The 25,249-nt window shown below is 42.6% G+C and carries 16 protein-coding genes; 2 read left to right on the plus strand and 14 right to left on the minus strand.

Annotated features, from left to right (window positions below):
• Window position 1: 1 nt before the first annotated feature.
• The 8 genes from ACK8P8_RS20035 to ACK8P8_RS20070 form a co-directional block, all read right to left on the minus strand.
• Window positions 2-1,486, minus strand: coding sequence for a RagB/SusD family nutrient uptake outer membrane protein (locus tag ACK8P8_RS20035; protein ID WP_186978531.1), 1,485 nt, complete (start codon window positions 1,484-1,486; stop codon window positions 2-4).
• Between the two features lie 22 nt (window positions 1,487-1,508).
• Window positions 1,509-5,084 (minus strand): SusC/RagA family TonB-linked outer membrane protein, encoded by a 3,576-nt coding sequence (locus ACK8P8_RS20040; RefSeq protein WP_255469647.1) that lies wholly within the window; start codon window positions 5,082-5,084, stop codon window positions 1,509-1,511.
• 105 nt (window positions 5,085-5,189) lie between these two features.
• Entirely contained in the window at window positions 5,190-6,359 is a 1,170-nt protein-coding gene (locus tag ACK8P8_RS20045) for a FecR family protein (RefSeq protein WP_186978530.1), read from the minus strand.
• Window positions 6,360-6,452: 93 nt separating this feature from the next.
• Window positions 6,453-7,004, minus strand: coding sequence for an RNA polymerase sigma factor (locus ACK8P8_RS20050; RefSeq protein WP_186978529.1), 552 nt, complete (start codon window positions 7,002-7,004; stop codon window positions 6,453-6,455).
• 22 nt (window positions 7,005-7,026) lie between these two features.
• Window positions 7,027-8,607 (minus strand): lytic transglycosylase domain-containing protein, encoded by a 1,581-nt coding sequence (locus ACK8P8_RS20055; RefSeq protein ID WP_186978528.1) that lies wholly within the window; start codon window positions 8,605-8,607, stop codon window positions 7,027-7,029.
• Window positions 8,608-8,617: 10 nt separating this feature from the next.
• Complete coding sequence (locus tag ACK8P8_RS20060) at window positions 8,618-9,331, minus strand: DUF5683 domain-containing protein (protein ID WP_303181174.1); 714 nt, start codon at window positions 9,329-9,331, stop codon at window positions 8,618-8,620.
• An 8-nt stretch (window positions 9,332-9,339) separates the two neighbouring features.
• Window positions 9,340-10,230, minus strand: a complete 891-nt coding sequence (locus tag ACK8P8_RS20065; RefSeq protein WP_186978527.1) for a ParB/RepB/Spo0J family partition protein — start codon at window positions 10,228-10,230, stop codon at window positions 9,340-9,342.
• Between the two features lie 96 nt (window positions 10,231-10,326).
• Entirely contained in the window at window positions 10,327-11,097 is a 771-nt protein-coding gene (locus ACK8P8_RS20070) for a ParA family protein (RefSeq protein ID WP_186978526.1), read from the minus strand.
• Window positions 11,098-11,241: 144 nt separating this feature from the next.
• Between ACK8P8_RS20070 and ACK8P8_RS20075 the strand changes: the two genes are divergently transcribed.
• Together ACK8P8_RS20075 and ACK8P8_RS20080 are read left to right on the plus strand one after the other, a co-directional pair.
• Window positions 11,242-11,958 carry a DNA alkylation repair protein gene (locus tag ACK8P8_RS20075; protein WP_186978525.1) on the plus strand — a complete coding sequence of 239 codons (717 nt, stop codon included), beginning with the start codon at window positions 11,242-11,244 and terminating at the stop codon, window positions 11,956-11,958.
• A 51-nt stretch (window positions 11,959-12,009) separates the two neighbouring features.
• The gene (locus ACK8P8_RS20080; RefSeq protein ID WP_186978524.1) at window positions 12,010-13,878 is read left to right on the plus strand and encodes an ABC-F family ATP-binding cassette domain-containing protein; all 1,869 of its coding nucleotides are present in this window, start codon (window positions 12,010-12,012) and stop codon (window positions 13,876-13,878) included.
• A gap of 70 nt (window positions 13,879-13,948) precedes the next feature.
• On the opposite strand, the gene ACK8P8_RS20085 is transcribed toward ACK8P8_RS20080, so the two are convergent.
• The 6 genes from ACK8P8_RS20085 to ACK8P8_RS20110 form a co-directional block, all read right to left on the minus strand.
• Complete coding sequence (locus tag ACK8P8_RS20085; protein WP_410026172.1) at window positions 13,949-16,609, minus strand: zinc-dependent metalloprotease; 2,661 nt, start codon at window positions 16,607-16,609, stop codon at window positions 13,949-13,951.
• Window positions 16,610-16,691: 82 nt separating this feature from the next.
• The gene (locus ACK8P8_RS20090; RefSeq protein ID WP_410026173.1) at window positions 16,692-17,801 is read right to left on the minus strand and encodes a redoxin domain-containing protein; all 1,110 of its coding nucleotides are present in this window, start codon (window positions 17,799-17,801) and stop codon (window positions 16,692-16,694) included.
• 8 nt (window positions 17,802-17,809) lie between these two features.
• Complete coding sequence (locus ACK8P8_RS20095) at window positions 17,810-18,742, minus strand: hypothetical protein (protein ID WP_099291912.1); 933 nt, start codon at window positions 18,740-18,742, stop codon at window positions 17,810-17,812.
• An 18-nt stretch (window positions 18,743-18,760) separates the two neighbouring features.
• The gene (locus ACK8P8_RS20100; RefSeq protein WP_410026174.1) at window positions 18,761-20,254 is read right to left on the minus strand and encodes a RagB/SusD family nutrient uptake outer membrane protein; all 1,494 of its coding nucleotides are present in this window, start codon (window positions 20,252-20,254) and stop codon (window positions 18,761-18,763) included.
• Window positions 20,255-20,264: 10 nt separating this feature from the next.
• Complete coding sequence (locus tag ACK8P8_RS20105) at window positions 20,265-23,909, minus strand: SusC/RagA family TonB-linked outer membrane protein (RefSeq protein ID WP_369860866.1); 3,645 nt, start codon at window positions 23,907-23,909, stop codon at window positions 20,265-20,267.
• A 168-nt stretch (window positions 23,910-24,077) separates the two neighbouring features.
• Window positions 24,078-25,244: a FecR family protein gene (locus tag ACK8P8_RS20110; protein WP_369860865.1), complete on the minus strand. Its 1,167-nt coding sequence runs from the start codon at window positions 25,242-25,244 to the stop codon at window positions 24,078-24,080.
• Window positions 25,245-25,249: the final 5 nt, after the last annotated feature.

Below are 25,249 nucleotides of genomic sequence, written 5' to 3' on the forward strand. Positions count from 1 at the left end.
TTTATATTATAGTATTTCCTTGTCTATCTCCATTTTCTCTTGATGAATTTTGCAAAAGCCCAGAATTTTGCAGAAGTAAACTATTAGGCAAAGGAATCGTATAGAGAGGATCTTTTGCTTTCAACACGAAATTGTAAAGAGTACCTCCTTTTTCAAATTTATACGAATGTTTAATTTCCGGCATTCCTTGACGGCGTAAATCAAACCAACGATGTCCTTCAAAACAAAGTTCCTTTCTACGTTCCAATCGAATTTGTTCAAGAAGCTCTTTCTCGCCATAATTCTCGTCCGTGTATCCGATAATACGCTTTTTTCTGAAATTGTTTAATTCTGCCAAAGCAGATTCATTATCTCCCAGCAAAGCGTATGCTTCCATCCTATTCAAAACAGCTTCCGCAAAACGGATTGATTGTCCGAAATTATTTCCCCCGTATGGTTTAGTCATTAACACATTATTAGTAGGTATATCATTATAATCCTTTTGGGATTTGAAATTATTAGCTAAGAAACGTTGGTCATTTATTTCATCCCATAATTCCCTGAATTCGGGAGCTGTACCAGGCTGATAAGCGTAAGCACTGGAAACGGCAGATGGACCAAAAAGCCATTCTACTTCTGGATTATCATACGTGATGGGATAATACAGGTTACCACTGGCAATATAATCCAGCGCATTTACCATATCCAATAAAATAGCTCCTTGTTCAATCGCTTTATCCACTTCCGCAATACATTCCTCGTAACGTTCCATGTAAAGATACACCCGCGAAAGAAGAATGTGAATCGCTGGTTGATTTACGCGATAATTTTTACGAATAACCGGAAGGGGATCCATCAATCGAGCAGCCTCTTCTAAGCCTTTCGCTATAACTTCTTCATAAATATAAGCTACGGTTTCCCGTTTCAAATGCTCTTCTGTCAAGTCTGCGGTCAGGCGAACCGGGACTCCTAAAGCTTCCTTGTTATGATTGTACGGTTCCCCGTAAATATTCACCAGTTGAAAATAAAGCAATGAACGTACAGCTAAAGCTTCCGCCTTTACCCGCTCCTTTTCGTTATCTGGACCGACAGCATCATCAATATAATCAAGAACCGCATTACAACCTAATATTTTCGCATAAAATGCCCCGTATGTAGTAGAACTTGGAGAAACATTTATTTCATTTCCATAGCCATCATAATCCGAAGCATAAGGTTGCCACGAATAATACGGGAAGTTTAAAATTGCCGAATTACTACCCGCATATTGGTCACTCTCTCTTCCCACGTATGTTAGGAATAGTGCACAATCATCATCCATTAGCGAGGTAAAAGAAAAACTTGGTGAATTCACATCTGGATATCCCGTACCTAACAAGAGTTCCGAGAAGTCTGCCGTTGTTTTCGGAATTACCTCGCTTTGAGATTCTTCTTTCAGAAAATTACTGCAAGCTCCAGTCCCTAGCCATGCAACAATTAATAATAAAATAATTATTTTATTTCTCATAATTTCGTTATTACAAGTATTATTAAAAACTAAAACTCAAAGAACAAGATGCCGTCCGACGGGCAGGCCAATTCGCCGTTTCCGGATCTCGTCCATCCCATTTCTCATCAAAAGCAATAAAAAATGGATTAGAAAGACTTAAAGAAAAAGAAGATTGCCTAATGCCTATTTTCTTCAACCAACCAGAAGGAAGATAGTAATGTAGAGAAATCATTCGACACCGAATAAAGTCTGTTTTCGCCACTCGTAAATCCGATTGATTATACATATCATATGGATTCAATTTTTCTCCCGTGGGTAAAGTCGTACTCATCGAGTTCGGGTTTCCCGCTGGAATTGATGGGATATTGGTGATATTTTCGTCTCCCGGTTTACGCCAACGCTTGAATAGATAACGAGGAGCATTTCGCTCTGGAGCCGGAGCACCGGAGGCGGCAAAAAAAGTTGGAAGAAAAGTTTTTGCCCCGAATGACATAGCGAAATTAGCCCGCAAACACCACTTCCTGTAGCGCAAAGAAGTACTAATTCCACCTGTGATATCCGGCTCTCGGCATCCCACTTTAACTAGATAGTCCAAATCATTTTCCGTATCCTCTACATCCATATACTTAAACAAGGGACGTCCATTTTCAGCATCTAACCCTTCGAATGCGTAAGCATAAAATGTTTGATATTTTTCATTTTCCACGATAGCATTACCTTGAATATAATCAAGTCGCGTATTTACTCGTTCATTTTCTCTAATAGAATTTTTCACTTTACTAGTGTTGAAGGAAAGTGACCATGAAAAATCTTTTGTCTTAACCGGTGTCACGCTCACGTATAATTCATATCCTTTGTTTTTCATTTTCGTGCCATCTACATAAGCATTCTCCACCCCATTCTCTATAACCACATTGCGTGAAGCTAAAACGCGACTTATCTTATTATAAAAACTTAATCCCGCACTCACACGTCCTTGAAAAAATGAAAAATCAATACCCAAATTCCAGTCTTCCGTTTTCTCCCAACCCAAGTTAGGATAAGGTAAAGATTTCAATTTTAACGTGTACTGTTGAAAATAGGAATCCAAACCTCCGTCTGAGGCTATCATATAGGGAGATACAGCTTGAACTGCATTACCTCTCCAACCATAAGAAAACGAAACATCAAACATATCATACCACGAGGAAGCCCATGCCATAAAAGGTTCATTACCAATACGCCACTTCATTCCTAATGACCAACTTGGATTAAATTTCTTATTCTCATCCTGCCCAAATCGATTAGAGGCATCCAGCCGCGCATTAAAATTCAAAACGTAACGTTGCTGGTAACTATACACTAGTGTAAGATATTCACTTAAGGTGTTGGACGTTGTTGTTGTCACGGTACTTCCGGCACGCATATTCTCGTGCAAATCATTAGTATTCTCTCTCAACCCATCTACAGCTGTAACACTTTTGGGCACCGTCGCAAACTTTTCTCCCCGGTAATAGAGGTAACCATATCGCATATTCGCACTTCCCTCCATATTTGTTGAATTAACCTCAAACCCAATGTTCGCTATTAATTTATGTTGTACCCCGAATACTTTATCATACACAAGACTTGTCCTAAAAGAATAATTATTATTTTGCCCATGTTCTTGTCGCAACAATCCCCCAAACGGCAAGATACTGGCATGCTGCTCAACTGAATTGGGCAATACTTCTCCAACCTCATAACCGCGAATATTGGCAATATAATAAGAATATTCCGTCGCCCATGACTTTACTTTATTAGAAGCCAACGAGTAAGAACCTCCAACTTGCCATTCTAAATCTTTCAACAAATTCAATCGAATATTTAACGCAGCCTGCAAATTAATCCCATCTGTTTCAGTCCCAGTATTATCCATTTCATTGATGATATTGTAGTTGTATGCGTATTTATCAAGTATAGACCAACTTGTACTTCCTGATTTTTCATGATAATACAATCCACCATTTTCATCTCGTACAGGTATAGCACGTGTCGTATTCATCGCATAATCATAAGGACTAACCCCAAAAGCAAAATTTTCCGTCGTGCGATAACCACCATTCAATTGAAAATCTAGACTAAATCGATCCTCCTGTCTAAAAGTGGTATTAGAACTTACAGTGAAACCCGACATATTATTTCCCTTCGCTTCTCCTAAAGTACGATTCACCCCCATGGAAAAACGACTCGATAATTTTTTCCCGTTACTAGAAATACTCACGTTATGATTATGACTAAAATTGTTTTTAAACAAAATATCAAACCAATCCGTATTCATATTTTCCATCTTGCGAAATTCCTGTTCAAATTGTTCTCGAGAGATTTCTTTTCCTTGCAATTTTTGGATTAGACCAGCATAAGCAATTGGCAAAACATCCAATCTATAACTTTCCCTGTCTTCCCACAGCTCCTGGGAAAATTGCATATATTCCTGTGAATTCATCATATCGTACATACGATACGATGGTTTCTGCCCAACACTGATACTACCATTGTAAGAAATACTAAAACCTTCACCTTTTGCTTTTTTAGTCGTAATCACAATTACCCCATTAGCAGCTTGGGTACCGTAAATAGCCGTAGCAGAGGCATCTTTCAACACGGTAATTGTTTCAATATCATGAGGGTTCAACCAAGATATTGCATTACCCACGGTTTCTTGCAAACTCTCCATTTCTGATGAAAGAGGGCTTGCATCATCGGGAAGCGGAAGAGGATTCGCTTGTATCACGCCATCCACTACCCAAAGCGGTTCTTGATTACCCAATAAAGTCGAAGTCCCCCGGATACGAATTTTCGGGGTTCCTCCCACTTTACCAGTCTTGTTAATAACTGACATTCCCGGCACCCATCCTTGCAACATCTGGTCAATTGTGGACTCTCCGGCTACCTGTATTTCTTCCGCCCGCAATTGCGTTACTGCCCCCACGTAACGACTGCGATCAATCGTTGCGTATCCCGTCACCACAACCTCTTCAATAGTTTTTACATCCTCCCGCATGATCACCCGCAAAGTATCCTTTGCCGTTTCTTCTGAAAAACTTATAATTTGATTTTGAAACCCTACAAAAGAAAATTCCAGTTGCCCTTTTGTTACTAGTAATTCTAACGAGAATCGGCCGTTAACATCCGTTGCTGTCCCCACAGAAGTTCCTACCAACTTCACTGTCACGCCCGACAAAGGCTGCTTTTTTGTATCGTACACAAAACCTTTCACACGAACAGACTTTTTGGCACTCGTATTATCTTTCCGCGGAACAATTAAAATTATTTCCCCTTGTGCAATAGCAACCAAACGAGTTCCTTGCAACACGGCTTCCACGGCTTTAATAATCTGAACGTCCTTTAGCTCCAAGGATACTTGTCGAACTTCCTTTTCAAGTTCTTCCCGCTTGTAACTGACCGAATTTCCACTCAAACGATTGATTTCTTTAATCGCATCAAGAACAGTTACCTTGTCCAATTTCAACGAGATTAATTTACCATTCTGCTGCCCGAATACCAAGGGCGAGGTAAGCATCATCCAGACCAGAAGACAGATTCCTATCACAGATAATCGCCTACACGAAGCAGAAAACATCTTCGGATGTTTCATTTCACGATTTTTTTGCATAGATTTGTAAAACATTAAATTAATAATTTCTTGGTTTTCCAAGAGGTTGAATGACCGGGGCATCTTCCACATGCCACCGGTTATTTTTTAGTATATATACACTGTCGTTCCTTTAATCTCGAAACGGGGACCTCCCAACAATGTCAATGTACTTAACACGCTTCCCAAATCCTCGTTACGATTAATTTTCCCGGTAAAGGTATGTTTCACGTTCCGGTCGCCCCGCCACTCGTAAGTCACGTTGTACCAACGTGCCAACATACGCATCACACTCTCCAAATCATCATCATCCAACATGATAATGCCATCCCGCCAAAGCGATTGTATATCCATGCTTACCTTTTTCACCGAAATATCATCAGCCCCCACTTCCCAATTAGCTTGCATCCCCGGTGCCAATACTTCCTTCAATGAAGTTTGTTCCACGGACACCTCAACCCGCCCGGTAAACAAAGTAGTCTGTATTGTAGGCTCATCGGTATAAGCCATGATATTAAACGAAGTCCCAAGAACACGGGTCCGCATCTCTCCCGCCTGCACGACAAACGGGTGCAACGAGTCGGGAGTCACTTCAAAAAAAGCCTCTCCCTTCAAATCGACCATCCGATTTTTCCCTGTAAATTTCACAGGATAACGTAACTCCGAATCGGAGTTCAAAAATACTTCCGTCCCGTCACTCAACACCAACGAATAAATACCTCCGCGAGGCACCACTATCGTGTTGTACTCCATGACAGTATCCTGCATCTCTTTCTTCATCTCGTACGCCACTTGTCCCGTCCGGATATTAATACTCGTACCAGATGTGGCAACCGAAGTATCCCTATCTCGCAAGGCAATCTTCTGCCCATCGTTCAGAATCAACAATGCCTGTGTCTTTCCCGGCTCTATGACCGCCATCCGTACAACTGTTTCGTCCTTGCCCGCCCGTTGCAACCCGAACCACAAACCAAGCCCCAGTAACAAGACCATTCCCGCTGCATATGCCAACCAAGTCCTCCTCCCGATAGATTTTCTCTCCCTCGTAAGCCGCTCCAAACGCCGCCATTGTTCTTTCCGGTCGGACAAACGCACGATATTCTGAAATTCCTCGTTCTTCTTCCCGCCCGACACTTGTCTGAACAATTCCTCGTGTTCCTCGGATTCCTCCAACCACTCCCGCAACCGCCTTCCCTCTTCCTCGTCCAACATCCCGCCTCCCAACAGCTTCTTCACCACGACATTCGCAATACTTATTTCTTTTTCTATATCACTCATAGTATATCATTTTTCCGTAAACTACACCCTATAATTGCGTAACTCGGAAAAGCGGGTGAATAGAAATGTGATTTTTTTATTTTTTTTACAAAATCACCCCACGGACAAGAAAAGCAACAACGCCCTCAAATGTTTCAACCTCTCTCTCAACGTCTGGTATCCAACTTTTTTCAAAGTCTTCACCGTGTTAGGAGAAACACACATCTCTTCGGCTATTTTTTCGACAGTCATATCCTGCATACTTAACTCGATAACCCGTCGTGTTTGAGCGGGAAGTTCATGAACGGCTTGTTGCACCTGTCCACAGATTTCGGCAGTAATTAAAACATAATCCCCGGTAACGCTCTCCTCCCATTCGATACTTTCAAGAATACGTTTCCGATTGGTTGTATCACGCAGAAACGCCAATATTTTGTTTTTGATAACCGTGTATAAATAGGTCTTTACCGCTAACAAATTATCAAAATTATTCCGCTTACTCCAATACAAAACAAAAGCCTCCTGAATGATATCTTCGGACTGTTCTTTATCGTGCAACATCTTGTACACGTAATAAAACATCCGCTGATATAATCCCTCGTGAAGCTCTCCAAATGCCACACGATCGCCCTTGGAGATTCGTTTTATATGTGAGTCATCAAGCACAACTTTATAGACTTTCGTCCGATTATATCTTTATCTTTAATTTTTGTCCCGGTTTCAGGTTCTTCACCATCTTCTCGGAAAGCCCGTTCCATTTCATGATATCCCGGTTGGAAACACCCGGGTATTTTTTAGCTATACTCCACAAATTATCTCCCCGTCGAATCGTGTAATAAAAGAACTCTCCTTCAGCCAACGATTGGGTTTCCACTTCCGAGTTAGCGGCAACCCCCGCGTACCGGGTATTAACCTTTGACTGATAATGTGCCACTTTATCTTTAGGCACGTAAACCGTCAATTTCTGTCCTATATTAATACGGTCTTTTGTCATCCCGTTCCAATACTTCAAATCGGACAACCGTACGTTGAATCTCTCGGCAATCTTCCCGATAACATCCCCACTCTTCACAGTGTATATCAGTTTGGCTTTATTACTCGGGGCTGCATGAGCGTGAGCGTATTTCTTGAAACGGCTCTTCGGGTCGGCAGTACGGTCACTGTCATTAAAATAAGAATTACGGTTATAAGCAAAAATCGTATCCTGTTTGTCGATAAAATTCGCCACGTGATTATAAGGCATTCGCAAACTATAACTTTTCCCGAATCCGGCAGGTACAATATCCGAACGGTATTGTGGATTCAAATCCCGAATCTGCTCCACGGAAACATCCATCAACTTTGCCATTTGCTCAAAATGCAAGGCGTCGGAAATCATTATCGTGTCACACATGGTCGGCAACTCGTTCTCCAGAGGGAATATATTATGCTCCTTGTGATAATTAAACGTGTACATCGCCGCTATAAAAGCCGGCACGTATCCGCGAGTTTCCCTAGGCAAGTGGAAATAAATATCCCAATAATTCTTCTTGCTACCGGAACGGCGGATAGCCTTATTCACGTTGCCCGGTCCGCAATTGTAAGCGGCAATTACCAGAATCCAGTCCTCGTATATCTTGTACAAATCTTTCAAAAAACAAACAGCCGCCTCGGTCGACTTCACCGGGTCCCGACGCTCGTCAATAAAAGAATTGATTTCCAACTTGTACATCTTTCCAGTCCCGTACATGAATTGCCATAGTCCGCAAGCCCCTGCCCTTGAAAAAGCCCTCGGGTTCAAGGCACTCTCTATCACGGGCAAATATTTCAATTCTTGAGGTAACCCCTCCCGATCCAAAACTTCCTCGAAAATAGGAAAATAATAAGAACTCAAACCTAACATGGCACCCACTTGAGCCCTACGCCTCACGGTATAAAGTTCTATATAATTACGCACGATATCATTATATGACAACTTAATCGCGGAATTCAAAGCATCCAACCGGTTCAAGTAAACCGAATCGGGAACAGCCGGACCGCTCTCGTACCCCATAAGATAAACGGAATCCACGTAATTACCTTCCTCCAACCGTGTCACATACCATTTACCATACAAATCATCCAATCGCTCGATAAACGCTCCCGGGATAGAATCCACGAGTAAAACAGGAGCCGATAATTTCAATCGTGACGGCGGTTCAAGACGCACTTTCAATGAATCGCGATCACTTTCACCAAATACCGTGTTACAACATAAAATAGCACATACCCACAAAAATAAACAACGCATGTTTTTTCCTTTAAAAATTAAATGTTAGTGTTAATCCCACGGTACCCCCGCTGACAGGCGAGAATCCGGTAGAAGGTCGGACATTAAAAGATATATCATCATTTACCTCGAAATCATAGAAATGCGCGAATACCGTCGCATCAATAATCTGAATCAGATATATACCTCCCGAAACGATATATAGCAAATCCCGATTTCGTTTATAATTATCTTTCTTCGTTTTCAACTGTTCCTGCAAACGCTTCCGCTGACTGGAATTAAATGCCTCTGCCGTGCTACCGGGCCTCATTAATTTATCCCAACTGGCGTTCGCCGGATAGGGTGTTTCAGGATCTTTCTCCAGAGCATTCAAGTAATCCGTGTAATCCACGAAAGCATTCCGGTACTTTTTAAAATACTTCATGTTCCACGACAAACCGTAAACAGTAGCTCCAATACCCCCGTACAAGATTGGCACTTTCCACCACTGACCGTTATACACCTGAGCCGAACCCGGGAGTATCATTGCCATAATGGTTGCCTTCTTGGGAGAATGTGGCTTCTTATCTTCCTTCAACGAGGATTTTAAAATCTCCGTTCCCTCGAATGATAAAGAATCCGTCTGAACAATCGTATCTCGCGAAGTTGCAGGAAACTCCACGCGATAATACTCCGACGCTTTTATTCCCGTACCAATCAGCAAAACCGGGATGATCAAAACTATGTTCTTTAAAATCCTTCTCACTACAAATTCTATTTCTTATCCATCTTATCCAGTAACTCCACGATACGTTCCAGTTCGCTGTCGGACTTAAAAGATATAACTATTTTTCCCCGCCCTTTCTCGTTACGTTTCAAATCCACCTTCGTGTCAAAATAACGTGCCAAATGAGATTGCAACGCCATATAGTCGCCTATCGGTTCACGCTTCCGTTCAACCTTTTTCTCTTTCGCTTCCTCCGGTTGCATCAGTTCCCGAACAATCTCTTCCACCTTCCGGACGGAAAAATCATATTTCAGGATTTGCTCGAAAATCATATTTTGCGTTTCCGGGTCCTCGATATTAATAATGGCACGGGCATGTCCCATGCTGATCTTCCGGTCTTTAATAGCCAACTGTATCGGGGCAGGAAGTCTCAACAAACGCAAGTAATTGGAAATTGTAGTTCTCTTTTTACCCACGCGCTCGCTCAAGGCGTCTTGTGTCAAATTGCACTCGTCAATCAAACGCTGGTATGAAATAGCTATCTCGATAGCATTCAAATCCTCGCGTTGGATATTCTCTATCAACGCCAATTCCAACATCGACTCCTCTTCCACTTTCCGGATATACGCGGGGATAGTTTCCAACCCCGCTAATTTGGAAGCCCGGAAACGACGTTCTCCGGCAACAATTTCATATTTCCCTTCCTCGACCTCTCTCACGGTGATCGGTTGCACGATGCCGATAGCTTTTATAGAAGCGGCAAGCTCCTGTAAAGCCTCTTCATCAAAAATAGTTCTCGGCTGGTTCGGGTTCGGACGGATATCACTCAGTCTCAACTCTTCCTGTAAAGCAGAAGAACCGCCCCTCGGTTTAGCCTCCTCGGCAGCATCCTGCAACAACGCACCCAATCCCTTACCTAATGCACTCTTTTTCGCCATAACCTTTATAATTTTAGATTTATGATTTATGATTTTAGATTCATTCATTATCTCGCATTTTCAATCATAAATCGCAAATCATAAATCATCAATCTCTTAGTTTTTTTTATTCTTTTCCAGTAACTCGTTTGCCAAACTCAGGTAATTTACCGACCCGCGACATTCTGCATCGTACAGGATGACAGGCTGCCCGTAACTCGGGGCCTCGGCAAGCTTCACGTTCTGTTGAATCAAGGTCTCGAACACCATATCTTCAAAATGCTTTCTTACCTCTGCCACCACTTGATTGGACAAACGCACGCGACCGTCATACATGGTCAGCACGAATCCCTCGATTTCCAAAGCCGTGTTCAAACGTTTCTGGATAATCTTGATCGTGTTCAACAATTTACCCAACCCTTCCAACGCGAAATATTGACATTGCACCGGAATCATCACGGAATTAGCCGCCGCTAAAGAATTGACAGTCAACAATCCCAAAGAAGGAGAACAGTCTATTAATATATAATCATACTGATCTTTTATCCCGGCAAGCATCTTCGCCATAACGCTCTCTTTCTCGTCGAAATTCAGCATCTCCAATTCGGCACCGACCAAATCAATATTTGACGGTAATAAAAATAAATTCTCGATATCTGTTTTTAGAACGGCTTCCTTCGGGTCCAACCCGTCAACCAGACACTCGTAAATGGTCGCCTTCAGTTCTTTCAAATCATACCCAACACCCGTTGTCGCGTTTCCTTGAGGGTCTGCATCTACCAACAAAACTTTCTGTTCCAAGACAGCCAAACTAGCTGCCAGATTCACAGACGTCGTTGTCTTTCCCACCCCTCCTTTTTGATTCGCGATAGCTATTATTTTGGACATAAAATTCACTTTTTACGATTATGTGGTAAAAATACAATTAAAAAGAATACACACCCCTTTTTTCGTCAATTTTTTAATAACAACGGGCGCTTTTTTACTAACATTAATTACCTTTACACCGAGAATTAAAGACGAAGAGGGAAAATGAGAAATACCACGGAAGAAATTATAAATGAAATAAATAAATACCGGGATGAAGAGAAAGCAGCTTTCCTGCCTCGTTTCTTCAAAACGGGAAAAGGGCAATACGGGGAAGGCGATCAATTTATCGGGGTTGTCGTGCCCAACGTCCGCATCGTGGCGAAAAAGTACATGGACACAGATCACGATACACTCCGGGAACTACTGGCATCCCCCGTGCACGAGTATCGTTTGGCGGCTCTCCTGATATTGACTTATTATTACGCGAAACATAAAGACGATGCATCCAGAAAAGCGTGCGTCGACTTCTATTTAAGCCAAGTCGATGCCATCAACAACTGGGACCTCGTTGATTTGAGTTGTTACAAAATATTGGGACACTGGCTGCACAACAAAGACAAACAGCTCCTGTACGATTGGGCGCACACCGACCACCTCTGGAAACAACGCATTGCCATGATATCATGCATGCACTTCGTGAAACACGGTGAATTCAAAGACGCACTGGCTATCGCCGACATTCTCCAACACCATTCTCACGATCTCATTCACAAGGCGGTCGGGTGGATATTACGGGAAACAGGCAAGGAAAACGAACAACTATTGACGGATTACCTTATTCCCCGCTACAAGAGGATGCCCCGCACCATGTTGCGCTACGCCATCGAACGTTTTGAAGAACCCAAGCGCAAAGCCTTTCTCCTAGGGGAATACAAATGACAATCTCATTTTCAATCTTAAATCTAAAATCATTAAATCTAAAATTAATTCATGGTTAGTTTTTTACAAGTTGATAGTCTGAGTAAACGTTTCGGAGAACATCTATTATTTGAAAATATAACGTTTAGTATTGCCCAAAATCAAAAAGTTGCCCTAATCGCTAAAAACGGTATGGGTAAATCCACCTTGTTACGCATCATCTTCGGTCAGGAAACCCCGGACACGGGTACGGTTATTTTTAGGAATGATGTTTCACTCGGATTCTTGGAGCAAGATCCCGAATTAAATCCCGAGAATTATGTTTTCGAGGAAGTTTTCAACACGGAAAATACCACGCTAAAACTGATCAAAGCATACGAACAAGCTGTAAAAGATAACGACACATCAATACTGGAAGAATTAATTCCACAAATGGATGCTTTACAGGCATGGGATTATGACTCCCAGATCAAACAAATATTATCGGAATTAAAAGTTGACAAATACACCCAACGCATCAAGGAACTTTCCGGCGGACAAAAGAAAAGAGTCGGTCTGGCAAAAGTACTGATAAGCAACCCGGACTTCTTGATTCTGGACGAGCCCACCAACCATCTGGACGTGGAGATGACCGAATGGTTGGAAGACTATCTGGATAAGACCAAAGCCACCCTTCTCATGGTAACGCACGACCGTTATTTTCTGGATAGAGTGTGTGACAAAATTGTCGAGATTGATGATTTCGGTATCTTCTCGTATGACGGCAACTACTCGTACTACCTCGAAAAAAGAGAAGAACGCATTGAAGCCCGCAACGCGTCAATCGACAAAGCCAAGAACCTTCTGCGCACCGAACAGGAATGGATGCGCCGTATGCCGCAAGCAAGAAGCCACAAGGCAAAATACAGAATCGACAATTTCTATAAAATCAAAGAAGTCGCCTCGCAGAACATCTCCGAACAACAATTGGAACTGGACATCAAGGGGCAACGGCTAGGCAAGAAAATTCTGGAACTGGAACACGTCAATAAAAGCTACGGGAACCTAAGCGTACTGAAAGATTTCACGTACAAATTCGTGCGGGGTGAAAAAATCGGTATTATCGGTAGAAACGGCGTCGGGAAATCCACGTTCCTCGACATCATAACCCGCCAGATAGAACCGGACAGCGGAACCATCGAGATCGGGGAAACCGTGGTCTACGGGTATTACAAACAAGCGGGTATTACCTTTAAAGAAGACGATCGCCCTATTGACATCGTCAAAAACATATCCGAGAAAATTGACCTCGGCAACGGACGTATCATGTCAGCCTCCCAATTCCTCGAATATTTCCTGTTCCCGGACAAACTGCAATATTCACTCGTTGCCAAGCTCAGCGGGGGTGAACGCAGGCGGTTATACCTTTTGACCGTGCTTATGAGTAACCCGAACTTCTTGATTCTGGACGAGCCTACCAACGACCTCGACATCATGACCTTGAACGTGTTGGAAGAATATTTGCAATCATTCCAAGGCTGCCTGATCATCGTGTCGCACGACCGATTCTTTACCGACAAAGTGGTTGACCGGGTATTCGCTTTCGAGGGTGACGGTGTCGTGAAAGACTTCCCCGGGAATTATACCCAATATAAAAACAAAAAAGAAGAAGAAGAACTCCTTCGCAAACAAGCCGAAAAGAAAATCCCCGCCGCCCCCAAGCCCGTTCGGGAAAAAGAAAAAGTACGTAAACTGACCTTCAAGGAAAGGCAAGAAATGCAACAACTGGAAACCGATATGGAAAACTTGAACGCCGAGAAATCCAAACTGGAAGATGCTTTAAATTCCGGTACGCTAGGTGCGGATGAACTGGTCAAATCCTCCCAACGCATCGCCGAAATTATTGATATTCTTGACGAAAAAGAAATGCGCTGGCTGGAATTGAGCGAAATTGAATCGTAAATGTTTTCCCAATAGCTAAAAAAGGCTGTTCATTTTATTTTGAACAGCCTTTTTGTTTCCATGATTAAAACTATTTACTAACTTGCTTAACAGCCTCCGCCATAGATATCAAACTTTCATAGTGTACTCTATCATCGCGATTAGCAGCCCCCACTTTACTCTTCAATAAAGTAACTACCCGCTTCAACATCGCTTGATTGTAACCGAAAGTTTCATCAATCACACCTATTTCCACCTCTTCCTGGAAAGGACTGGCAGCCTGCCCGAACTGAACAGGTAACAATTGCCTAGCTACAGTTCCCAATCCACTCTCTTGTTCCATTTCCTGTAAATGACGATACATCTCATCCATGAAACTTTTGGAGAATAAATTGTATGCCATCATCTCCTCTAAAGAAGGATGTAAACTTTTAATTGCCCGCGTATTCTTAATATAGTCAGTGCAGGTAACACCCATTCTATTAAAAATATTCTTCTGCAACAATTTTTCCTCTTGATTCAATTTCTTTCCTTGTATAGTCGGAGCGAAAACACCGGCATACAAATCATCGTAATAATCGCCAATCGTGTAAAGATTCTTATCTTGTGAAACATGAGAAGAGAGAAGAACCATCGCCCTTTTGCTTTCAATCACCTTGCTCACGGCAGCAATAATCTTTGCAGACGGGTACACGGCTAACTTTGTTTTATTAATCAATTCCGGACGATCGATCCACGAGCTGTTTCTCAACTCTTTCAACACCCATGCCAACGCTTCTTTTTGTTTTGCGCGTGCTACCGATTTCACGGCTTCACCGGCTGTTCCGTCTTTCACTTGCGACAAGTAAATACCACCTACCTGATACAACGCGTTCAACAAGTAACGCATGTATTGCTCTTGAATTCCAGAATAAAGTTGCATCCGGTGAGAGAAATCCGGGTCATCTGAAATCCACTCGTTCAAGTGGTTCAAGATATACTTCAAGTTCTTTATCCCGTAGGTTCCTGCCTTTACGGGATCATCACCTAAATCTTCCTCCAACGCACTCGGGTCTATACGGAAAGCCAACTGTTGACGCCCGTAACGATAGCGAGGATCTCCGGCTTTCTCGTCAATCCATTTCTCGGCGATTTTAGATTCCTCCCACATATCCTTGGCTTCCGGAACAGGAGAATACAACCATTTAATCACGTAATAATCATACACGCCAAGATCAGGAGGAGTCAACTTCACCCCTTTATCTCCCGGTTGCGCTACATAATTGAAACGAGCGTAGTCCATGATAGAAGGAGTAGTCCCGTATTTTTGAGTGAAAGAAACGGAACGCAAAGAATCCACCGGAACGGAAGCCGAAGCAGACATGTTATGCAACATACCTAAGGTATGACCTATCTCGTGCGTGATAACATACGTGAGCGATTCATCAAAAACATCTTTCGGCATCTTAACGGCACGCACACGAGGATCTACTTGTGCCGTCTGAACGAAACGCCAGTTATTAATCAACTGAACAACATTATTATAAACAATCACCGAAGCGTTAATAATCTCCCCGGTAGTCGGGTCCACCCAAGACGGTCCCATGGCATTTGCCTCCGCGTTAGGACAATAACGGATACAAGAATATTTCAAGTTATCGGGATCAAAATTCGGGTCATCCTTCGGGAAATCCTTTGCCACCATCACGTTCTTGAAGCCGATTTTCTCGAAAGCTTTATTCCAATTCAAAACAGCCGCTTTAATCGGACCTCTCCACTCGTCCGGGAATGCGTCATCCACGTACCACACGATCGGTTTCACGGGTTCTACAAGCTCTCCGCGCTTCCACGCTTCCATGTCTTTCGGTTCTACCCTCCAGCGATTAGCCAAAACATAAGTATCGAAACCGTCTTTTTCTTGGGATATCTTCCGGATAGGGAACTGCATTCTTGCGCTCGCCGAATTCAACGAGTAAAAAATTCCAACACGGGAATCCTGCACACGAGGGCGCATTTTAGAATCCGGCAACAAAAGAAAAGTAATCACGGAACGAGTCGACACCTGTCCTAAAGGTATAGATCCGAACAACGTCATATATTGAGCCTCCACAGGCTGAGCCACTTCCAACGATGCGTTATCTTCAAACGCTTTCACGCCTTCAAAAGTAAATTTACTTGAAACCGGAGAAGAAGTGAGCAATCCGCCACTAACTTTCGGGGCAAGCTCCTTACTATCTTTTATAAATGAAGTCACTTCAATCACCACGGCAGAACTATCCGCATTATACGAGTGAACGGAGAACGATTTTGCCGGAATATCGATATAACTTTTCTCCATGGCTTTCTTCACCCACTCTTTATCCTCTCCCATCGTGGCAGCCAAATTAGGCTTGTTGAACACGATAGACGAATCTTTCTTCACCACGCGATAAAGAACAGGCTCATTGTATTTATACCCCACGTTAAGCAACAATGGTTCAGAGGTGGCAGACAATGTTCCTCCCACTAATATATCACGCCCCATGTACTTCAACGGGTATTCCAAATAAATCTTCTGATCTATTTTATGAATGGTCAAGAAATCACCTTTCGCGGTAACGATTCCCGGACTTTCCATCAACTTTTCGTACTTACTTTTCCTCTTAACAGGCTCTTTCACCTCTTCGGTTGACGCTTTTTTCTTCTTCTTTTTGAACAATTCCCCTGCATAACTCTCTCCGGTTGCAAGCACAAGCAAAGCCAACAACAATAAAAATGAAGACAATCTTCTCATTTTTAATAATTTTAAATTAAACATTATGATTACATAAAATACAAACTTCCATACTTCAAGACGCTATAAACAATCATCGCTTCTATTCAGATTCAGCATTCAACAACTCTTGCACTTTCTTACGCAACACATTTCGATGCAATTCTTTAGCCGCGAACTTACCCTCTCTGTCCAGAACCACCAGATAAGGTATCCCCTCAATTCCCAAATCTGTACGGATACCATCTTTTTTATAACCGCACGGATTCCGGTAACTCTTCCACGGGAGCTGTTCTTCCCGACAGGCTTTCAACCATTTCTCTCTAGAATCATCCATGGAAATACTCACGACACGTAACCCCATATGAGCGAAATCTTTATACAATCGCCGCAAACTTTTCATCTCACTCCGGCAAGGTCCACACCACGATGCCCAACAATCAATAACCGTAATGTATCCTTTCAAAGAATCCAGTCGAATTGTATCACCCGCTTCATTCTCCAAAAGATAATCCGGGAAATCTTGACCGATAGCACTCACGGAAACTCTTTCCAACTTGTCTTTTAAAGTTTTCCCGATACTCAACTGCTGTATTTCCGGCGACAGCAAATCATACATCTCTTTTCCCCACTCGTAATGCGACTTCATTTCTTCGCTGACTAAATAAGCGGCATACACGTTATCGGAATACTTTTTCACCAAATCACGAGCAATAGAAAAACGTAAATCATCAAACCACAACCTCTCAGACATCAAACTATCGAGCAACACCTGATCGTTCCTCGTGGAAGCCTGAAAAATACTTAACCCGGAGGCATTCTCTTCTACCACCTTATCGTAAAGGTCATTAAATGTCGCCAAACACGCTTTTCTTACCTCGTTGGCTCTCGAGCCTCTTAAACTATCACCACGAATTCCCTGCTGCGAAGAAACGGTTATACTCATCTCATTCCCATCTAAAAACAGATCTGCTTGCCGTTCGTTGATTTTCAAACGATATAACCCGGGCTCCTGAAGAATCCCTTCAAAAGCATATTGCCCGTCTACCAATTTTCCCGAATACAGCACTCTCGAGTTCTCCCCGGTAACAGCCAGAGTAACCTGTCCCGTATCCACGTCAGTAACATTTACTTTTAACCGGAACGATTTTCCTTCTTGAGAGGAACACCCCATCATTCCGGTCAATAACACGAATAAAACAAGTACTTTCATTTTTTTATTCACTTTCTCGCAGCCAAATCCTCTTTAACCGAAGCGACCAACTTTTTCATATACTCATATTTACTCAATATGATTGAATGCTCGGCATGAGTCTTTTGAAAGTTTACCTCATCATCTTTCAACACCTCCATAACAAAATCAAGTACATCCGCAGATTCTGTCGGGCAGACATAAGCTTCCCCCCAATATGAAGAAGGAGTAGAACTTAAAAAACCATATTCTTCTTTAGATTTCCAAGCAAATGTCGCACCCCATAAAGAATTTCGAATATCTTGACGGTGCATAGCTTTTAACTCTCCATTCAAATTAAAATTATCCGAAAGCCTATAAAAATCTTCCAACTGCTCCGGATAACTATTCACTAAAGCATGCGCCCATTCAGACCCCCGAACTCTCAAACCAAAAGCTTCTTTATCTTCCCGTGTCATATCCTTTAATTCTGCGATACGAGAGATTGCCGCTCCCGACATTCCATAATAAAGATCTACCGGCTCATCACTAAGTATCATATCTTCCACAAGCAAAAAGCATCTAGGTTTCATACCTGCTTGCTGGAAAGGAATAACATACTCTTCCAAAAACTTCACACCCTCCAGTATATCTTGACGCTGTTTCGAAAGAGTGTATTTCAAACTGGTCACATCTTCCTCTATAGAGTAACCTAACATCATGGTCTTATAATAAATAATCGAATCCCCGTTCGCATCCAAGCCTCTATACTCCTTTCCGATCGTGTCATTATAATAAACAGGCATTTGGTATTTACTATAAATTTCATAAATCAAATGATCCAATTCATCATTGGGATTATCCTTTATCACGTACCAATCCACATCCACGTTTGACGGAGATAACGTACTATTTTCATCATCATGACAACTTGCCAAAGCAAACAATGACAACAATAATATTCCAATTAAATTTTTCATCATCAATCACTTTTTCGATTACTATTCATATTCCACATACACGGGAGCAGGTCTTTCATTATTTACCATATTACCATCCGTAAACTGTAATTCATACGTAGGGATTGGCAAAACCCACCCACCGTTAGGATAGGCTTCCAGTTCATAATATCCATATGCTATACCAGAATCCTTAACGCGTACCTCATGTCTTATCGGCTTTGTTTCCGGGTATTTGGGACTCACTGAATAACGACGCAAATCGAACCAACGATGTCCCTCGAAACACAATTCCAAACGACGCTCATTCCAGATGAAATTCACCAAATCTTTCCCCGTTTTTGTTGCAATATCCGGCACACCACCAGCGCGATAACGAGTTGCTAGAAAAGAATGCATAACCTCTCTCGCACCCTTATCATCATCCAACATCGCTAACGCCTCAGCCTTATTCAAACAAACCTCCGCGTACCGCACCAAGTTACAATCAGACACTCCTCCATCCGACCATTTTTTAAATTTCGAAGGGTAATTCCCGTAGGAATTAATCTCAATCCCAAATTGATAACGCAAATCATTTGCTTGATTAGAAAAAGCATCTTCCAAATCGGCAGACATCGCATACGTCGGCTTCGAATTCCATCCCACCATAGCATTTAAACGATATTCTCCCATGGAAAAAATCGTTTCCGGAGATTTGGAAGAAAGCATGCTGGAACCCGATGCCAATGCATTCAAGTCCTGTAAACGATAAGCTGCCTGCATAATGGTATCGCATTGTTTATCACACTTTTCCCATTCTCCCATGTAAAGATACACCCTGCTCAACAAAGCTCTAGCCGCCGATTCATTAGCCCGATAAACCGAAGGTTGCACGACACCTTTTAAATTCGAGATAGCCTCTGATAAATCCTCCACCATCAAACCATAAACCTCTGCCACCGGATCACGGACAAAATCTTTGTCTTCCACCTCCGCGCTCACTTTAATAGGAACACCCAAATCCGTGGCGGCACTCCCCGCCACATAAGGTTCGGCATACAAATTCACCAACCAGAAATAGTAAGTAGCTCTCAAAAACAAGGCTTCCCCCTTAACCCGATGGTAGTCCGCACCGGCATCCTGAAAGGCTTCCACCTCATCCAATATCACGTTCAAAGAAGCTATATGCTCGTACAACCCACTCCACACTTCGTCATTCTCAACAGTTCCATTTTCACTCGTACTCGGTAACTTCAACCACTCGTAATACCCCAGATAAAGCGCATTCCCCATACTTCCCCAATAACTTGGTCTAGATGATAACTGCACATCATCATCCATCAAGTGAATCCACGAAGCTATCGTTGTTTCACCTTCATCTTCGTATTGACCTGTTTCTCGAGAGATCATGTAACCGTCTCCTACCAGCAACTCGCTTAAATCCGAAATTGAATTTACATATTGCAAATCTCTAGGATACTCTTCTAAAAAATCCCCACAAGCCACTAACAGTACACTCCACAGAATACCAAATATATTTATTATCTTTTTCATACGCTACAATTTAAAACGTTACATTTAAATTCATTGAAAAAGTCGGACAAAGCGACATATTAATCGACGGGGCAGAACCCGATTGAACAGCTGGATCCTGTCCCTTTAACTTCTTGTCACAAATCATAAATAAGTTCGTGCAAGAGAAACCGATATACGCCGACTTCATATACATTTTCTTCGCGAAAGCCTCCGGGACATTGTAACGTAATGACAAAGATTGCAACTTGAGATAATCACCGCTAACCACCCGAATATTGGAATTATCCCACATATTCCACAGGTTCTTCCCGAAATTATAAGGTTTTTCCACGCACCACATTCCCATCGTCTGTCCAAACCTTGCACCGGAAACGATACCCGGAATCGTCGTTTTGCGTTCATCACCGGGATATCTCCAACGATTTATAAACTCTTTCCTCGCGTTCGCTGTTGGCTGGGGAGCTATCGTTCCGTAAGTAGTTTCCAAATCCGGGTACATCTTTAACAAACGAACTTTAGAACCCAAACTATAAGCCAGATTAAACGATAAAGTAAATCGACGATAAGTAAAACTATTGGTCAATCCACCCTGAATAACGGGCACACGAGTACCGGAATGTTCTAACACGGTGGTAAACACATCATCACGATCCATTGCATCGTACAAAGCCCCCCTATCCAACACAACATTTCCCTCCTCGTCATAATCATACTGGTCTACATCATAAAACATCGGACACCCGTCAGTCGGATCCAACCCTTTAAACTTGTACGAATAGAAAGTATTCAAGGGACGTCCCACGATTTGGGCACTACCGTTCAAGTAATCTTCATAAGTATACCGGTCATGCATGGATTTATCTTTCACCTTCCGTCCTTTCGTCAACTGATTCAATACCTGCCCCAACTGAGGATCAAAAATCCACCGGAAACCATTAGGATTCTCCGCGGAAAGCGTGTTCACGGGAATAACTCTCAACGAGAACTCGAATCCCTTATTTTCCAAGGTTCCCTTGTTCAGCACGTAATCTTCTCGCCCGTTAACACGTGAAATTGTTTTCGTCAAGAATGTGTCATTCGTCTTCTTATAATAATAACTTACACTGGCAGATAATCTTCCTTTAAATAAATCAAAATCCAACTGCACATTGGTAGAAGCCGTTTTTTCCCATTTCAACGAGGGATTCGGGAACGTCTCAACAAAAGAAGCGTATTCACCCAAAGTAGAATTCATATCTCCCTTGCGTATAACCAACTTCGAACTTTCGGACTCTAACATATTTCCTTGATAACCAAAAGAAGCACGTAAAGATAAACTTCCCAACCAATTTACATCCTCGAACAAATCATTCTTAATATTCCAACGTCCGGATACAGACCATATAGGAGTAATTTTATCATTCGCCTTCGTTCCGAATTTATTAGACGTATCAAAACGCATATTCGCGTTAAACATATACAGCCCTTTGTAATCGTATGACAATGATGCGTAACCGGAAACCAAATTCGTTTTGGAATCAGAAAACACACCTCTAGCCTCACTCGTTTGACTCCATCTACGGAACGCTTGATAATAAGCCAAATCTATCTCCGCTACCAACAGACCTCGCTCCGGAGTATATCCCCTATACGTTTTACGCGCACTCGTGTAATGACTGGAAGAAGCCTCCGCACCGACTGTAGCCACAATCTGATGATTCCTCTCCGTATCCAAATACTTGTTGAAATCCAACTGGGCACGCAAAGTCCAAGACTCACTGTCGGAATTTTCTTTCTTCAACTCTCCTCCCACCGGACACTCGTTCACCTGATCCTCGTCTTTATCGGGATCTTTAAGTAAACTATCCGTCTGTCTTAACTTTCTCACGTAAAAAGACTCCTGACCATACCAAGTATCCACGTCCGTCGAAGAAGTGGAATACGAGAATGTCAAACCTAATTTCAAAGGCTCAATCATACGCCAATCAACAGTAGCGTTCACACTCATACTCTTGGAATCTACATCATAAGAGCTATTATTCATCTCATTAATAATACTATATGGACACCAATCATTAGAATAACCTCTACGTTTATAAAACCACAAACTTCCATCTTCATTAAAAGCGGGAAGAGCTCGGCTCGTGTTATATGCATATCCCAACACATTTACCTCGGAAGGAGTATAAGAGCGATCGGACACATTTCCATTCATACCAAAACGCAAAGTCACGTTATTCAAATTAGCCGTCAGATTCACACTTGTCGTGTAATTCTTCATTCCTTCCCCTTTCGTCGTTCCTTGGCTATCATTATATCCCAAAGAAGCGTAATATTTTAACGAAGACGATCCCCCGGAAATACCCAAAGTATGCCTATGAGACCAAGAATTCTGCAACAGCAAATCCAACCAATCCGTGTTCATCGACTCGTATCTGCCTACCTCTTTTTGGAACTGATTGAAATCAATCTTGTCATTCCAATAATCACGTAAAGCCCCCTCGTATCCGACCCACGAGTCAACCGTGTTATATACAATTCCTTTCTCTACCAATTCCCTCGACAAAGCGATTCTCTCCTTCGAATTCATCATATTCACACTTTTATCCCCGTAATGCGGACGACGCGTAAAAGTTCCCGCTACTGAATAATTAATCGTCGGGGGACCCTCCTTACCCTTTTTAGTCGTGATCACGATAACACCGTTTGCCGCACGAGCACCGTAAATAGCGGTAGCCGAAGCATCTTTCAAAACATCTATCTGCTCAATATCCTCCGGGTTCAATCCGGAAATCGCATTACCCAACAAATTCACGAAATCCAAATCATTAAGCTGCGAGGGATCAATATCCACCGGATCCTGTTGAATAATTCCGTCTACCACCCAAACAGGTTCCTGATTCCCTAAAATAGTAGAAGTCCCCCGGATTCTCAAACGTGGAACAGCACCCACTTGTCCCGAATTCTGCATAAAAATCATTCCCGGCACATGCCCTTCCAACATCTGGTCGATACTATTCAATCCCGGCACGATAATATCCTCCGCCTTGATCGAAGTCACGGCACTTGTCAGTTTCCGCTTGTCAATCGTCTGATACCCCGTACTCACGACAACCACCTCATCCAAGGCTACCTCCGATTCCTTCATCACCACGTTAATCGTATCCTTACCCGTGTAAGCTACTTCACGATTCTCCATTCCCACGAAAGAAAACAACAAGGTAAACTTTTCCATCGCCGGCAAATTCAAGACATACCGTCCCTCCACGTTCGTCACCGTTCCGAGCGTTAAACCCTTCACCAGCACTGTCACACCCGGAAGAGGAAGTTTCTTCTCGTCCGTTACCCTACCCACGATACGGATACTTTTCTTTTGTTCATCATCCGCGACTTTCACCTCACGCTTCACCACGATAATATTCCCCCTGAAATTGTAGACCAAATCCGTCCCTTCAAAAATTCGCTTCAACACGCTCTCCACTGTTTCACTCTCCACCTTGATTGATAACCTCCCCAATTGGTTTGTCTGCTCCGTGTTAAACAGGAAATGTAAATCCGTCTGTCGTTGAATCTCATCAAACAACATTTTCACCGTTACATTTTTCATGTCCAAACTCACTCTCTCCTGTTGGGCAAAACTACTTGCCGAAAGAGAAAATGTAAATCCAATCATTAAAACGAGAAACACTCTCATAATTTTCCAAAATTTGTGTCCACATCCCCGTAAGAATGGCGGACAATTTCCATTTTTTTGCATACATTTGTAGTTGAATAATTAACAATTATCAATAAGCTTCACGCCAATAAAGCTCAATGATGATTAAAACACACGGGAGGTGCTTCCAACGCCTTCCGTTTTTTATTATCGTGAAATCACTATTGTACGCCCCTTCACCGAGAACAACACACCAGTAGCCTCGGTTATAACATCAAAAATATTTTGTATCTCTTTATACCTTCCCAGATACCCGGAAAAATGCAATTGCTTCACGGATTCCGTCTGATAGAATACTTCCACGTCATACCACAAAGAAAGAGTAGTCATGATATTCTCCAAAGTTTCATCCTCGAAAGCAAAAACACCTTTCACCCAAGCCAAATACTGCCGGGGATCCACCTGTCGAATCGCCATCGAACCGTCTTTCGGATCAAAACAAGCAAGCTCTCCCGGCTTCAAAACACATTCATTCCCGGAACGGATAGCCTTTATCCCGACTTTTCCACTTTCCAAAACCGTTTGAATCCCTTCCGGTCGCCGTGTATTCACGTTAAACGAAGTCCCGTACACTTGCACCTGCACCTCGTCCGTCATCACGTAAAACGGTCGGGTAGAATCCGTTGCCACCTCAAAATAAGCCTCCCCGGAAAGAAAAACCCGACGTTCATTCTCGTCAAATATCACCGGGTATCTCAAATCCGTGGCTGAATTTAACGTAACCCGGGTCCCGTCGGATAAAGTTAAATGAAACTCCCCGCCCTTGGGAATTTGCAAGGTATTATATTTCAACTCAATTTTTTTCCCGTTCCCGCCGTCCTCGTACACCAAACCACCATCCGTCCTGCGTACCCTTCTCCCCTCTTCCAACCTTATCTCACTTTCTTCGAGCTTGCCCAAAGACACTTTCACTCCATCGGAAAGAATCAACGTCGCCTTATTCATCCCGGGATAAATCACCCCGCCAATCTGCTGTGGATCCAAAGTAACATCTTTACCCGCCAGCCAAACCGCCAAACCGATCGCAACCGGTATAACTACCGCCGCCACGTACTTCAATACACGTGTAAACAACTTAGATTTTCTCGCTTGAGTCCGATTCAAGAAACAACTCCACCCTTTTTCCATATCAATATCACGAAATTCCGGAAATTCCGAAGCAAAACGATTATCCCGCAACATCTCCTTGAAAAAACACCGATTTTCTTCCCGTTCCTCCACCCACGATTCCAACACGGCCTTCTCCTCATCCGAAATCGAACCTGCCAAGTAAAGACGGATCAATCGAACAATATTTTCATTATACACATTCATTATAC

Origin of the sequence: Butyricimonas muris, assembly GCF_046365375.1 — a bacterium.
GTDB lineage: Bacteria > Bacteroidota > Bacteroidia > Bacteroidales > Marinifilaceae > Butyricimonas > Butyricimonas muris.